Source organism: Pseudomonas sp. Z3-6, assembly GCF_051131985.1.
Classification (GTDB): Bacteria; Pseudomonadota; Gammaproteobacteria; order Pseudomonadales; family Pseudomonadaceae; genus Aquipseudomonas; species Aquipseudomonas zanjanensis.
This window is the reverse complement of record NZ_CP071644.1, coordinates 4,205,859-4,222,129: the sequence shown is the minus strand read 5'-3', so window position 1 is coordinate 4,222,129 and position 16,271 is coordinate 4,205,859. Positions and strand designations below refer to the sequence as shown.

The following is a 16,271-nucleotide window of genomic DNA, read 5'->3' as shown; positions in this document are numbered from 1 at the left end:
ATTAAGCATCCTTGGAGACGATAGCGAGCAGTTCGCTTTCTGACAGCGAAGCCATTTCTTGTTGCAGGTCGAGCAATTCATCCGACTCGTACTGCGCCAGTTGCAAGGTGTTGATCAGGTCGGCCAGGGCCAGCAGCGACGGGTGTTCGAACAGCCCCCTGAGGGGGACTTCGACGCCGAAGGTCTCTCGCGCCCGGAGCGTGACTTGCACCGCCAGCAGCGAGTGACCGCCGAGTTCGAAGAAGTCGTCGTGCCGGCCGATCCGTTCCAGGCCCAGCAGATCGGTCCAGATCTGTGCCAGCAGCGTCTCGGTTTCGCCGTTGGGCGCTTCGTACTGACGGCGGGCGAAATCGTCGTTGCCGGGCGCGGGCAGGGCGCGGCGTTCCAGCTTGCCGTTGGGGCCCAGTGGCAGATGCTCGACGACTACGAACGCCGCCGGGACCATGTAGTCCGGCAATTGCGAGGTCAGGTAGGGTCGTAGCGTGCTGCTGGCATTGCGGCCGGCCAGGTGCGGTTCGACGCTCAGGTAAGCCACCAGGCGCGTGGCCCCCGGTGTGTCTTCGCGGGCGATGACCGCCGCCTCGCGCACCCCTGGCAGGGTCAGCATCAGGGCCTCGATTTCACCGGGTTCGATACGGAAACCACGGATCTTGACCTGCTGGTCGTTACGCCCGAGGAACTCGACCACCCCGTTGGCGCGCAGGCGCACCAAGTCGCCGGTGCGGTACATCCGCGGTTCGTCGCCCGGGGCGAACGGGTCGCTGAGGAAGTGTTCGGCGTTCAGTGCCGCCCGGTCCAGGTAGCCACGGGCAACCCCGGCGCCGCCCACGTAGAGCTCGCCCGGCACGCCGAGCGGCACCGGTTGGCGCTGTTCGTCGAGCACATACAAGCGACTGTTGGGAATCGCTCGCCCGATGGGCACCGTGCCCAGGTCCTCGGCGGTGCAGCGATGCACCGTGGTCCAGACGGTGGCTTCGGTGGGGCCGTATTCGTTGTACAAGGCGATCGCTGGTTCCAGCGCGGTACAGGCCTGCACCAAATGCGCGGGGCAGGCTTCGCCGGCGACGATCATTTCTTGCAGGCTGCCATGGCCGTTGCCGCTGCCAAGGCTTGCCAGCACCAGGCGGCCCAGGGACGGTACGCACAGCAGCGAGGTGACGCCCTGTTCGCCAATGAAACGGGCGATGGCGTCGGGATCGCGAGCAGTGTCGGCATCCGCGATGCACAAGGTGCCGCCACTGACCAGCGTACCGAAGACCCCGGCCACGGAGCTGTCGAAGGCAATCGACGACAACAGCAGGAAGCGCTTGCCGGTCGCCGGTCCGTACACCGTGCCTCGGGCCAGAGTCGAGCTCACCAGGTTGCGGTGTTCGATCATCACGCCCTTGGGCTTGCCGGTGGAGCCCGAGGTGTAAATCACATAGGCCAGGTGCTCTGGCGTCAGGCCGACGCTGTCGGGTTGCGGATCACGGTTGCTCGATGACGTTGCCAGTGCCCGCTCGATGGCCAGGTAGCGAGTGCCTTCCTGCAAGGTGCCCACGGCCGCGCGACCGACCGGGTCGGCCAGCAACAGGCGCGGCCTGGCGTCCTCGATGATCGCGGCCAGGCGCTCGGCGGGGTAGGTCGGGTCCAGCGGCACGTAGGCGCCACCGGCCTTGAGAATCCCCAGCAGGCCCGTGATCATCGCCACGCCGCGTTCGACGCAGATGGCCACCAGATCCCCCGGCAGGACGCCAGCGGCGATCAACTGCTGGGCCAGGCCGTTGGCCTGGGCGTTGAGCTCGGCATAACTGAGGGATTGGCGGCTGTCGAGCAACGCGCAGGTATCCGGCGTGCGGCGGACCTGCTCTTCGAACAGTTGCTGAATGCACAGGCCAGTCGGGTAATCCACCTCGGTCTGGTTAAAGGTGTCCAGCAGCAGGGTGCGCTCCTGGGCCGGCAGCACGTCCAGTTGCACGAGCGGGATCCGTGGCGTGTACATTAGGGCCTGGGTCAGTTGCTCCAGGGCCCGTTGCATCAGCGCGCAGATACGCTGCGGGTCCACCGCCCGCACGCTTTGCACGGTCAGGCCGAGGGCATCGCCGTAGTCATTGACGGACAAGGTCAGCGGGTAATTGGTCCGCTCGGCACTGTCGAGGATGCGCATGCCCGGCCATTGCAATTGACTGTCGTCGCGCTGGTGTCTGTAGTTGAGCAACGTGGTGAACAGCGGCAAGGCGCTGGGCACGCCGCTGCAACGTTGCGCCAGGGCCAGGGAGGCTTGTTCGTGGGCCAGCAGCTCGACCAGGTCGCGGTGAGTGGCCAGCACCTGTTCGTGGGCGCCGACGGTCAATGGCACGCGCACCGGCAGGGTGTTGATGAATACACCTAACGCCCGCTCGGCACCGGCCGAGCCTTGCAGGCGACCGGCGACCACGGTCCCGAACACCACGTCGTCGCGTCCGGTGCAGCGGGCCAGTACCTGCGCCCAGGCGACATGGAACAGCGTCGCCGGGGTGATGCCGCGCTCCCGGGCCTGTGCCCGCAGGCGCAGGTTGAGCTCGACGCTCAACGTCATGCTGGCTTCTTCGATGTGGCGGCCGTCGCCTTGTACCTCCAACAGATCGAAGGGCGCGGTGGGTGCATCCACCTCCGCCAAGCGGCGGCTGAAATAGGCTTCATGGATGTCGGCCGGGATGGCCTGGGCCTGGGCAATGAAGTCGCGATAGGGTTGTGGCGCCGCCAGGCCCTCGCCTTGGTCATGGAGGATCGCGTGGATTTCTTCCAGGACAAACTCCAGGGTCACGTGGTCGCTGGCCATGTGATGGTTGAGCAGCGCCAGCAGCCAGCGTTCGGAATGCGGATCCTGGGCAATGCAGGCACGCATCAGCGGCGCCTGGCGCAGATCCAGGCGCAGTTGCCGTGGGTCGCTGAGGGCTTCGAGCTGGCTGAGCGGGTCCTGGTGGCTGTCGAGGGAAACGCTGTGCACCGGCAAGCGTGCCTGGCGCTGTACCACCTGCACCGGTTGGGGCAAACCGTCCCAATGCACGCAGGTGCGCAGAATGTCGTGGCGATCGATCACCTGTTGCAAGGCGTTGGTGAAGGCATCGAGGCGCTGGCGGTCATCGAACTCGAGCATCGAGCGCAGCAGGTAGGCGTCGCCTTCGTGCCCGAGCAGATGATGGAACAGGATGCCCTGTTGCAGCGGTGCCAGGGGGTAGATGTCCTGGATGTTCGCGGCACCGCCAGGGATGGCGTCGACGATACGTTCGAGGTGATCCGGGGTCAGGACCACCAACGGCAGCATGTCCGGGGTCAGGGCTGTGCAGTCAGGGGGAATGCGGTTGGCCGGTGCCTGGAACGCCGGGCTTGGGGCATGCGTCAAGGCCTGGGCCAGCTCGGCCAGGGACGCGGTGCTGAAGATTGCGCGAACGTCCGCGTTCAAGCCTTGTTCGCGCAGGCGTTCGATCAGGCTCACGGCCATCAGCGAATGCCCACCCAGTTCGAAAAAGCCGTCATGCCGACCGATGCGCTCGACGCCCAGCAGGGCTTGCCAGATCCCGGCAATGATCAATTCAACGCGGCCCTCGGGCGCCTCAAAGGCCCGGCTGGCGTAGGCGTCCTGGTCCGGTTCGGGCAGGGCACGGCGGTCGAGCTTGCCATTGGGCGTGAGCGGCAAGGCGTCCAGCACGACGAAGGCGCTGGGCACCATGTGTTGGGGCAGGCGCTTGAGCAGTTCGTCACGCAGTTGCCCGGCGGCGGCCGGTTCGCCACACAAGTAGGCCACCAGGCGCTGGCCAGATTGATGATCGCGGGCGACGACTGCGGCTTCGCGCACACCCGCCAATGCGGCGAGGGCAGCTTCGATTTCCCCCAACTCGACCCGCAGGCCACGGATCTTCACTTGGTCATCATTGCGTCCCAGGTACTGCAACGTGCCGTCCGGCAACCAGCGACCGATGTCACCGGTCTTGTACAAACGCGCGTCGGCCTTGCCATAGAACGGGTCGGCGATGAAGCGCTCACTGCTCAGTTGCGGCAGGTTGAGGTAACCGCGGGCCACACCGATGCCGCCGATGTGGATCTCGCCGGGTACGCCCATCGGCAGCAGTTGCCCGTGGGCGTCCAGCACATGCAATTGCAGGTTGCGAATCGGCCGGCCAATCGGGATCGATTGGTGCCGGTAGGTCGCCAGGTCGCTGTCGGCGGTGTACCAGGCGACCACGTCACTGCATTCGGTCGGTCCGTAGCTGTTGATCACCGTCGGCCGTGGCTGGGGGAGTTTTTCCAGCATGGCGACCTGGATCGGCTCTCCGCCGAGCACTACCCGTTTCAGGCAGGCGAGGCCTTGCTGTTGATCGGCGTCCACCAAGGCGTGGAAGGCGCTGGGCGACATGTTGAGGTGGCTGATCCCGGCCTCGGCGACCTGGGCGACGATGGCGCCGGGGTTGAAGGGTTCGGCGGCCAGGTGCAGCGTGGCCCCGACCATCAGCGGCGCGAGGATGTTCTTCTGGGTCAGGTCGAAGTTGTAGGAGGACGCCAACAACACCGCGTCGCCGGCATGGAAGGCCAAGTCTTCGAGGTACCAGTCCAGCAGGTTGCGCAAGCCGCGATGTTCGACCATCACGCCTTTGGGCAAGCCGGTGGAGCCGGAGGTGTAGATCACGTAGGCCAGGTGACTGAAATTCAGCCCTTTCACTTGAGGGTTGTGAGTCGGGGCTTGGGCCAACGCCGCGCTGCCCAGTTCCAGCGTCGCCAGGCCTTGGGGCACCGGCAGTTCGTCCAGGCCGGATGGGTGGACCAGGGCCCGCGGCTTGCTGTCGGCCAGCATGTGGGCCAGGCGTTGGGCTGGGTACTGTGGGTCGAGCGGCAGATAGGCCGCGCCGGCTTTGAGGATGCCCAACAGGCCGATCAGCATGTGCGGACTGCGGCGCGCGCACAGGCCGACGATGTCGTCGGGCTGCACACCCAGTGCGATCAAGCGGTGGGCGACGCGGTTGGCCTGGGCGTTGAGGTCGGCGTAGCTCAAGGACTCGCCGGCGCAGACCAGCGCCACGGCATCCGGGGTCAGGCTCGCCTGGGCCTCGAACACGGCGTGAGGGAAGCGACTCGGGCTTTCGTCCAAGGCAACGCTGGCCGGGTTGAAGGTTTCCAGCAGTTGCCGGCGCTGCGCATTATCCAGCAACGGCAAGGTCGCCAGCGGCTGCGTGGCATCGTCGAGCATGGCATCGAGCAGGTGCAGCAAATGCTGGCCCCATCGGGCGATGGTGCTTTCATCGAACAAGTCGGTGGCGTATTCGAACTGGCCGCTGATGTGCTCGCCGTCGTCGTTGAGGGACAGGCTCACGTCAAACTGGGTGGTGCCGGTGGGCTGCGGCAGCGGTGTCAAACTCAGGCCCGGCAGTTCCAGGGCCTGGTCCCGTGGCGTGTTACCCAGCACCAACATGGCCTGGAACAGCGGACTGTGGCCGAGGCTGCGTTCCGGTTGCAGGGCTTCGACCACTTGCTCGAACGGCAGGTCCTGATGGCTGTAGGCGTCGAGGGTGGAGGCCTTGATGTGCGCCAGCAACTGCTCGACACGGCTGTGGGCCTGGACGTCGATGCGCAGGGCCAGGGTGTTGACGAAGAAGCCGATCAAGGCCTCGGTTTCCCGCCGTGGACGGTTGGCCACCGGCGTGCCGACCACCACCTGCGGCTGGTTGCTCAGGCGTGAGAGCAGGATCGACCAGGCACCGAGCAAGGTCATGAACGGGGTCAGGCCTTGTTGCTGGCTGAAGCGGCGCAAGCGGGCGCTGAGTGGCGCGGGCAGTTGCAGGGCCAGCGCGGCGCCTTGGTAGCTTTGCACTTGCGGCCGTGGGTGGTCGCTGGGCAGTTCCAGCAGCGCCGGGGCGCCGTCCAGGTGTGCTTTCCAGAAATCGACCTGGGCGTGCAAGCGTTCGCCTTGCAGGTGCTGCTGTTGCCAGCTGGCGTAGTCGGCGTATTGCAGGGCCAGGGGCGGCAGCGGGTCGTCGAGCTGCTGGCTGAACGCGGCGTAGAGGGCGTTGAACTCACCGATCAATACCGCCACCGACCAACCGTCGGAGACGATGTGGTGCTGGGTCACCAGCAGGATGTGTTCGTCTTCGGCCAGGCACAGCAGGCGGCCGCGAATCAGCGGGCCTTGGCTGAGGTCGAAGGCGTCCCGGGCTTCGGCCTGGGTCAGTTGCGTCACGGCCGCTTGGCGGGCATCGGCGTCCAGGGTTTGCAGGTTGTGCTCCTGCAAGGCAAAGCCGATGTCGGCGGCGGCGAAGCGCTGGCGGACTTCGCCGTCACGGCGTTCGAAGGTGGTGCGCAGGCTTTCGTGACGGGCGACGATGCGATCCAGGGCCCGTTGCAGGGCCTTGCGATCCAGGTTGCCGCGCAGGTGCAGCGCGGCGGGCATGTGATAGGCGACGCTGGCGGCGTGGTCCAGTTGATCGAGGAACCACAGGCGTTGCTGGGCCAAGGACAGCGGCAACGCCTGGTCGCGGGACACGACTTCGATGGGCTGGACCTGGGATTGGCCGGCCTGATCCACGCGTTGGGCCAGTTCGCTCAACGAGGCCTGGGCGAAGAGGGTACGCAGGTCGATCTCGACACCGAGGTCCTGATGCAGGCGGGCCTGCAACTGCACGGTCAGCAGGGAATGACCGCCGAGTTCGAGGAAGCCGTCGTGGCGGCCGACCTGATCCAATTGCAGCAGGTCTTTCCAGATCTCGGCGAGGGCGATTTCGGTATCGCCCAGGGGCGCTTCGTAGGTTTTGCTGGCCAGGGACTCCAGGCCGGGGGCCGGCAGGGCGCGGCGGTCGAGCTTGCCGTTGGCAGTCAGGGGCAGGGCATCGAGGTGGACGAAGGCGTTGGGCACCATGTATTCGGGCAGGTGCTTGAGCAGGGTGCTGCGCAGTTGTTCGGCATTGGCCGGCTCACCGCACAGGTACGCCACCAGGCGATTGTCCTCGCGAGCGATCACCACGGCATCGGTGACACCGGCACAGCCGAGCAAGACGTTCTCGATCTCCCCCAACTCGATGCGGAAACCACGGATTTTCACCTGGAAGTCATTGCGCCCCAGGTATTCCAACGTGCCGTCGGCCAACCAGCGACCGAGGTCGCCGGTCTTGTACAGGCGCGCGTTCGGCGCGGTGCTGAACGGGTCGGCGACGAAACGCTCGGCGCTCAGCTCGGGCCGGTTCAGGTAACCCCGGGCCACGCCGGCGCCGCCGATGTGCAGTTCACCGGCCACACCCAACGGTGTCGGTTCACCAAGGGCATCGAGCACATGCACCTGGACGTTGGCAATCGGCCGGCCAATGCTCGGGCGTTCGCCGAGGTCGCGGATCAGGTCGATGGTGGCGTCCACCGTGCATTCGGTCGGGCCGTACATGTTGTAGAAACGGATGCTCGGGCAGTCGCGCAACTTCGTCCAGGTCGCGGCATTGATCGCCTCGCCGCCGAGCAGCACGCTCACCGGTTGGTAGCTGCTGCGTTCCAGCAGGCCAGCGGCGAGCAGGGTGTCCAGTTGTGACGGCGTGGAGTCGAAGGCGTGCACCTGGTGCTGTTCGAGGAAGTCCAGTAGTTCATGGCCGCTGGCACGGATCAGCTGCGGGATGATCACCAGCCGGTGGCCGGAGAACAGCTGCGAGATGCCCTTGATCGACATGTCGAAGAAGAACCCGGCATTCAGCGCCACGGTGGCCGGGCTCGGGCAGTGCTGGTGGGTGGTGCGGCCGAGCACGTGCCAGAAGTTGAACACCGAGCGGTGCTCGACCATCACGCCCTTGGACTGGCCGGTGGAACCGGAGGTGTAGATAACATAGGCCAGGTGTTCGGCGGTCAGGCCCGCTACCTGCGGATTCGCATCGCAATCAGCGTCATCCGCCGCTTGCAGCGACTCATGGGTATCAAGCAACAGCAGCGGGAGCTCGCCCGCTGGCAACGACAGGGCTGACTGGGTCAACAGCGCCCGTGGTTGGCTGTCGTTGAGCATGAAGGCCATGCGCTCGGCGGGATGGGCCGGGTCGATGGGCACATAGGCGGCGCCAGCCTTGAGCACGCCGAGCAGGCCGACGATCATGTCCAGGCTGCGCTCGGCACAGACGGCGACACGCTGATCGGGCTCGACACCGAGGGCGAGCAACTGCCGGGCCAGGTGGTTGGCGCGGCGATTGAGCTGGCGGTAGGTCAGTTGCTGCTCTTCGCAGACCAGGGCCACGGCGTCGGGGTTGGCCTGGACCTGGGCTTCGAACAGGTGATGGATCGGTTGCGCGGCGCCGAAATCGCTGGTGGTGCGGTTGAAGTCCGTCAGCAGCAATTGCCGCTCGCTGGCGGGCAGCACGTCCAATTGGCCGGCGAGGCGTTCCGGGGCCTGTTCAAGGGCGTCGACCAATGCGCCCACGGCCTGGGCGAGGTAGGCGGCGATGCGTTGCGGGTCGATGCCGGTGATGGACTGCGCGGTCACGGAGAAATCGTCGCCTTCATCCGCCACGGCCACTTCGATCGGGTAGTTGGTGCGGGCTTCGTTGCTCAGGAAGCGCACGCCGTCCCAGGCCAAGACCTGGTCTTCGTTGGCCAGCGAGCCGCCGTCGGTCTGATGGCGGTAGTTGAGCAACGTGGTGAACAGCGGCAGGCCCGTGCCGACACCGCTGCAACGTTGGGCCAGGGCCAGGGAGGCCTGTTCGTGGGCGAGCAGTTCGCTGAGGTCGCGGTAGGTTTCGTCCACCAGCGCACTGACGCCAAACCCGGCCAGTCGTACCCGCACCGGCAAGGTGTTGATGAATACACCAAGGGCCCGGTCGGCGCCCAGCGAGCCTTGCAGACGGCCGGCGACCACCGTGCCGAACACCACGTCGTCGCGGCCGGTGCAGCGCCCGAGCACCTGGGCCCAGGCGATATGAAACAGCACCGCCGGTGTCACGCCGGCCAGGCGCGCTTGAGCGCGGATCCGCAGGTTCAAGTCGCGGTCCAGACGCACGCTGGTTTCGACCACCTGGGCGCCATCGCCCTGGACGTCCAGCACACCGAACGGTGCGGTGGGTTCCTCGACACTGGCCAGGCGCCGGGTGAAATAGGCCTCATGGGCCTGGGGCGGCGTGGCGAGCACCTGGGCGACAAACTCCCGATAAGGCATCGGCGCCGGCAGCTGGGCGCCCTGGCCCTGCATCAGTTGCTGGATTTCTTCGAGGACGATGCCCAGGGACACGTGGTCGCTGATCATGTGGTGGTCCAGCAGGGCCAGCCACCAGCGTTCGGAATGCGGATCCTGGGCGATGCAGGCGCGCATCAACGGGGCCTGTTGCAGATCCAGGCGCAGGTGGCGTGGATCGCTCAAGCGCTCCAGTTGCGCGCGCGGGTCCTCATCGGCCGCCAGGGTGAGGGGTTGGATCGGCAGCGCGGCCTGGCGCTGCACCACCTGGACCGCCTGTGGCTGGCCGACCCAATGGACGGCACTGCGCAGGATGTCGTGGCGGTCGATCACCTGTTGCAAGGCTGCGGTGAAGGCATCGAGGCGCTGGCGGTTGTCGAACTCGATCATCGAGCGCACCAGGTAGGCGTCGCCTTCGTGCCCGAGCAAATGATGGAACAGGATGCCCTGTTGCAACGGGGCCAGGGGGTAGATGTCCTGTACGTTGGCGGCGCCGCCAGGTACGGCGCTGACGATCCGTTCCAGTTGCGCCGGGGTCAGTTCCACCAGGGGCAGCATGTCCGGTGTCAGCGCCGTGCAATCGGCCGGGATGCGGTTGGCCGGGGCCAGGAACAAGGGCTCATCGCTGCGATTCAAGGCCTGGGCCATCTCCCGCAGGCTGGGGGCGGTGAACACGGTGCGCACCGTGGCGCTCAGGCCCTGTTGGCGCAAGCGATCGATCAAGCTCACGGCCAGCAGCGAATGTCCGCCGAGTTCGAAGAAACGGTCATGCCGACCGACTTTCTCGATGCCCAGCAGGTCTTGCCAGACTGTCGCGACGCTTTGTTCGACCTCGCCCCGTGGGGCCTCGTAGGCTCGGCTGGCGAACGCTTCCTGGCCTGGTGCGGGCAGGGCGCGGCGGTCGAGCTTGCCGTTGGGGGTCAACGGCAGGGCTTCGAGTTGGACGAAGGCGCTGGGCACCATGTAGTCAGGCAAGGCCGCCAGCAATACGCTGCGCAACTGCTCCACCGGCACCGGTTCACCGCACAGGTACGCGATCAAGCGCTTGCTGTCCGATTGACCCGGTTGGCTCTCCTGGGCCACCACCACCGCTTCACGCACACCGGCGCAGCCGGCGAGGAGCGCTTCGATCTCACCCAGTTCCACGCGGAAACCGCGGATCTTCACCTGGTCGTCATTGCGGCCCAGGTACTGCAGGGTACCGTCAGGCAGCCAGCGGCCGAGGTCGCCGGTCTTGTACAGGCGGGCGTCCGGGTCGGTGCTGAACGGGTCGACGATGAAACGCTCGGCCGTCAATGCCTGGCGATTGAGGTAACCGCGAGCGACACCGACGCCACCAATGTGAATCTCGCCAGCAACGCCGAGCGGGACGAGGTTGCCGCTGGCATCGAGCACATGCAGCTGGGTGTTGCGCACCGGTTTGCCGATGGAGCGGAAATCGTCGTGGTCGCTTTCCATCAGGCGGATCGAGGCGTTCACGGTGGCCTCGGTCGGGCCGTAGGCATTGAACAGCGCCGGGCGATGGCCGGCACGGGCGAACCATTGGCTCACGGCCTGCTTGCCCACCGCTTCGCCACCGATCATGAACTGGCGCAACGAGGTCGGCAGCGGCACATGTCGATCACGGCTGAGCTGTTGCCAGAACACTGTCGGCAGGTTCGCGACGGTGATCCCATGCTGTTCGCACAATGTGGCGAAGGCTGCGGTGCCGGCGACCCAGGCATCGCTGCGCAGCACCAGGGTAGCGCCGGACAGCAGTGCACCAAAAATTTCTTCCACCGACATGTCGAACGTCATGGTGGCGAATTGCAGGACGCGATCGCGAGGGTTGAGGCCATAGCGTTCTTGCAGGGCACCGATCTGGTTGCACACCGAACGGTGCTCGAGCATCACCCCTTTCGGTTTGCCCGTGGAGCCGGAGGTGTACATGACGTAGGCCAGGTGCCGGGAGGTCAAGCCTTCGACCCTTGGGTTGTGGTCGTCGCCTTCGGCCGAGTCGTCCAGCGACAGTTGCGCGATTCCCAGCGGTGGCAATTGTTCCGCCAGCCGGCCTTGGCTGAGCAGTACCCGAGGCGAGCTGTCACTGAGCATGTGCTGCAAGCGATCCTGCGGATAGTTCGGGTCCAGCGGCACGTAGGCACCACCGGCCTTGAGGATGGCCAGGATGCCGATGATCATCTCGGGGCTGCGTTCCACCAGCAGCGCCACGCGTTCATCCGGGCGCAGGCCGGCGGCGATCAAGCGGTGAGCGATGCGGTTGGCCCGGGCATTGAGTTCGGCATAGCTGAGCGAGGAGCCCTGCGCCTGGACCGCGAGGGCCTGAGGCTGGGCTTGTGCATGCTCCTCGAACCATTCATGCACCAGCCGGCCTTCGGGGAAGGGGGCGTGGGTCTGGTTGAAAACGCCGAGCAATTGGCGACGTTGCAGGTTGTCCAGCAACGGCAAGGTCGCCAGCGGCTGCGTGGCATCGTCGAGCATGGCATCGAGCAGGTGCAGCAAATGCTGGCCCCAACGGGCGATGGTGCTTTCATCGAACAAGTCGGTGGCGTATTCGAACTGGCCGCTGATGTGCTCGCCGTCGTCGTTGAGGGACAGGCTCACGTCGAACTGGGTGGTGCCGGTGGGCTGGGGCAGCGGTGTCAAACTCAGGCCCGGCAGTTCCAGGGCCTGGTCCCGTGGCGTGTTACCCAGCACCAACATGGCTTGGAACAACGGGCTGTGGCCGAGGCTGCGTTCCGGTTGCAGGGCTTCGACCACTTGCTCGAACGGCAGGTCCTGATGGCTGTAGGCGTCGAGGGTGGAGGCCTTGATGTGCGCCAGCAACTGCTCGACACGGCTGTGGGCCTGGACGTCGATGCGCAGGGCCAGGGTGTTGACGAAGAAGCCGATCAAGGCCTCGGTTTCCCGCCGTGGACGGTTGGCCACCGGCGTGCCGACCACCACCTGCGGCTGGTTGCTCAGGCGTGAGAGCAGGATCGACCAGGCACCGAGCAAGGTCATGAACGGGGTCAGGCCTTGTTGCTGGCTGAAGCGGCGCAAGCGGGCGCTGAGTGGCGCGGGCAGTTGCAGGGCCAGCGCGGCGCCTTGGTAGCTTTGCACTTGCGGCCGTGGGTGGTCGCTGGGCAGTTCCAGCAGCGCCGGGGCGCCGTCCAGGTGTGCTTTCCAGAAATCGACCTGGGCGTGCAAGCGTTCGCCTTGCAGGTGCTGCTGTTGCCAGCTGGCGTAGTCGGCGTATTGCAGCGCCAGGGGCGGCAGCGGGTCGTCGAGCTGCTGGCTGAACGCGGCGTAGAGGGCGTTGAACTCACCGATCAATACCGCCACCGACCAACCATCGGAGACGATGTGGTGCTGGGTCACCAGCAGGATGTGTTCGTCTTCAGCCAGGCACAGCAGGCGGCCGCGAATCAGCGGGCCCTGGCTGAGGTCGAAGGCGTCCCGGGCTTCGGCCTGGGTCAGTTGGCTCACGGCCGCTTGGCGGGCGTCGGCGTCCAGGGCTTGCAGGTCGTGCTCCTGCAAGGCGAAGCCGATGTCGGCGGCGAAGCGCTGGCGGACTTCGCCGTCACGGCGTTCGAAGGTGGTGCGCAGGCTTTCGTGACGGGCGACGATGCGATCCAGGGCCCGTTGCAGGGCCTTGCGATCCAGGTTGCCGCGCAGGTGCAGCGCGGCGGGCATGTGATAGGCGACGCTGGCGGTGTGGTCCAGTTGATCGAGGAACCACAGGCGTTGCTGGGCCAAGGACAGCGGCAACGCCTGGTCGCGGGACACGACTTCGATGGGCTGGACCTGGGATTGGCCGGCCTGATCCACGCGTTGGGCCAGTTCGCTCAACGAGGCCTGGGCGAAGAGGGTACGCAGGTCGATCTCGACACCGAGGTCCTGATGCAAGCGGGCCTGCAACTGCACGGTCAGCAGGGAGTGGCCGCCGAGTTCGAGGAAGCCGTCGTGGCGGCCGACCTGATCCAGTTGCAGCAGGTCTTTCCAGATACCGGCGAGGGCGATTTCGGTGTCGCCCAGGGGCGCTTCGTAGGATTTGCTGGCCAGGGATTCCAGGCCGGGGGCCGGCAGGGCGCGGCGGTCGAGCTTGCCGTTGGCGGTCAGGGGCAAGGCATCGAGGTGGACGAAGGCGCTGGGCACCATGTATTCGGGTAGATGCTTGAGCAAGGCGCTACGCAGTTGTTCGGCCGGGATCGGTTCACCGCAGACATAGGCGACCAGACGCTTGCTGTCCGGCTGCCCTGGAAAGTCTTCCCGGGCAATGACCACCACCTCGCGAACACCCGGGCACAACGCCAGGGCTGCTTCGACTTCGCCGATCTCGATGCGCAAGCCACGGATCTTCACCTGGAAGTCATTGCGGCCCAGATACTCCAGGGCACCGTTGGCGAGCCAGCGACCAAGGTCGCCGGTCTTGTACAGGCGCGCGTTCGGCTCAGTGCTGAACGGGTCGGCGATAAAGCGTTCGGCGCTCAATTGCGGTTGGTTCAGGTAACCCCTGGCCACGCCGATACCACCAATGTGGATTTCTCCCGAGACGCCCAAGGGTTGTGGTGCGCCACGGCCATCGAGCACGTGCATTTGAATGTTGGCGATCGGCCGGCCGATGGGCACGCTTTCGCCGGGGTCACTGGCGCGGCACTGCCAGGCCGTCACGTCGATGGCCGCCTCGGTCGGGCCGTAGAGGTTATGCAGTTCGACCGCTTGTAACTGCTGTTCGAAACGCCGTTGCAGGCTGCGGGGCAGGGCTTCGCCGCTGCACAGCACGCGCCGCAGTTCAGGGAAGGCCTGTCCGTCGTGGTGTTCGAGGAACAGGTCGAGCATCGACGGCACAAAGTGCAGCAGCGTGATGCCGGCCTGGCGCATCAGCCGGGCCAGGTAGTCCGGCTCCTGATGGCCGCCTGGGCGCGCCATGACCAGCTCGGCGCCGGCCAGCAGCGGCAGGAAAAACTCCCAGACCGACACGTCGAAACCGAACGGGGTCTTTTGCAGCACCCGGTCGTTGGCATCGACACGGTATTCGTCCCGAGCCCATAACAGGCGGTTGACCACGCCGAGGTGTTCATTCATCACCCCTTTGGGGGTACCGGTGGAGCCGGAGGTGTAGAGCACGTAGGCCAGGTGAGTGGGGGCCAGGCCGAGGGCCTGCGGGTCCGGGTTGTGTTCGGGTTGAGCGGCCAATTGTGCGGGGTTATCGAGGACCAGCAGCGGCGCATCCAACGCTGGCAACTGGTCTTGCAGCGCCTGGCTGGTCAGCACGGCCCGGGGGCTGCTGTCGTCGAGCATGAACGCCTGACGGGCGCGCGGCAGGTCCGGATCGATGGGCACGTAGGCGGCCCCGGCCTTGAGCGTCCCCAGCAGGGCAATGACCATTTCCGGTCCACGCCGCAGGCTCACGGCGACTCGGTCGTCCGGTTTCACGCCCAGGGCGATCAGGCGATGGGCCAGCCGATTGGCCTGGCGGTTGAGTTGTTCATAGCTGAGCAACGGCCCGGCATCGCCGCGTACGGCGCAGGCGTGGGGACGCTGCTGGGCTTGCTGTTCGAACAACTGGTGGATCAACACGTCCCGTGGATATTCCCGGGCCGTGGCGTTGAATTCGACCAGCAGGCGTTGCCGCTCAGCCTCGCTCATGAGCGGGTAATGCCCCACGGGGGTGTCATGTTGCTCCAGCACCGCCTCGAGCATCGAGACGATGCGTTGTTGCAGGTACCGGGCCTCTTCCAGGTTGAAGTAGGCGGTGTTGAAGTTGAAATCCAGATGGACGTCTTCGAACGGATGGTAGTCGCGCACGAAGATCGCCATGGGCGTCTGTTCGTAGCCGTTGTCCATGGTGATGACCGTGGACGAGGTGCCGCCGAACTGATCGTCGCCGTCCAGGCTTTCGAACGACAGTGACACGTCGAACAGTTGTCGACGCCCGGTCTGGGCCAGGCGCAAGGTGCGATTGAGTTCGGCGATGGGGAAACGCTGGTGACGGTAGCAGCGGCGCAATTGCCCGCCAGCGGCGTGCATCAGGTCCAGCAGCGAGGCGTCGAAGTCGACGGGCAGGCGGATGGGGCTGACCGAGGAAAACATGCCTGCGGTTTCTTTCGCCCGGGCCGTGGTCCGGTTATGCACGGGCATGCCGATGACGATTTCATCGACGCCGACCGTGCGGCAGAAATAAGTGGCGACCACGCTGATCAGCACATGAGCGACCGAGAGGCTGCGTTCGCTGGCAAATTGGGTCAAGGCGTTGTACAGCGCCCGCGGCAACATCGCCTGGACCTGGGCGCTGGGCGCCAATTCATTGGCCTGGCCGGTCTTGAAATCGGCCCGGCGCTGCAGCAGCGATGGCGGCATCTGGGCGTAGGTGTCCTGCCAGAACTGGCGGTCGCGCTCATAGCGGGACGAGGCGAGGTAAGCCCGGTCATCTTCCAGGAACGACAGGTAGGAATGTCCTTGGGCGACTTCATCGTTGCCGGCCAGCAGCGCGTTGTAGGCTGAACCCACGGCATGGCCGATCAGGGCCACGCCAATGCCGTCGGTGACCAAGTGATGATAGCGGGCGAGCCAGTAATGGCGGTTCGGACCGCAACGGACCATACGCGCGTCCCAGAGCTGGCCCGTCAACGATTCAAAGGGTTGGCGAAAGGCGTTGCGCAGATAGTCCATGGCCAGGCCGGCGTCGGCGTCGGCCTCGGAGAACTCCACCACCTCCAGGTTCACCTTGACCTCGGGCAGGACGCGTTGGCGGCCGGTGCCGCCTTCATGGCTGAAGCTCAGGCGCAGGGTGTCGTGACGGTTGGCGACCAGCTCGATGGCTTTCTCGAACAGTGCAATGTCGATCTCGCCCTTGATCTCCAGGGACATGCCGATGTTGTAGTAGGGCAGGTCCGGGTGTGCGAGCTGATCCAGCCAGATACCCTGCTGGACGGAGGCCAGCTCGTGGGACGCGGAGTCTTGGGTAGGCAACATATCGGTCGACGAATCCATTTCGGAGCACCTGCTTGCAGAATCGATTGAGGTTTTTCTCCGTTCGAATGGCAGTGGTGGAGACCTGGACGACTGCCAGTCGGCGGAATCAATAGCCGTGGAGAAGGACATCGCAGGCGGCGCAAAGCGTTGGAGGTGACGGCGTGGCGAGGGCTGCGTT

The 16,271-nt window shown here is 65.8% G+C and carries 1 protein-coding gene; it reads right to left on the bottom strand.

The genetic code is table 11. The features are described 5' to 3' along the window. Position 1: 1 nt before the first annotated feature. Positions 2–16,111 carry an amino acid adenylation domain-containing protein gene (locus J3P88_RS18255; RefSeq protein ID WP_434570779.1) on the bottom strand — a complete coding sequence of 5,370 codons (16,110 nt, stop codon included), beginning with the start codon at positions 16,109–16,111 and terminating at the stop codon, positions 2–4. Positions 16,112–16,271 lie beyond the last annotated feature (160 nt).

What these genes read in the sequence shown, in the direction of transcription:
- J3P88_RS18255 (WP_434570779.1), bottom strand. Translation starts at nt 16,111, where the DNA reads ATGGATTCGTCGACCGATATGTTGCCTACCCAAGACTCCGCGTCCCAC.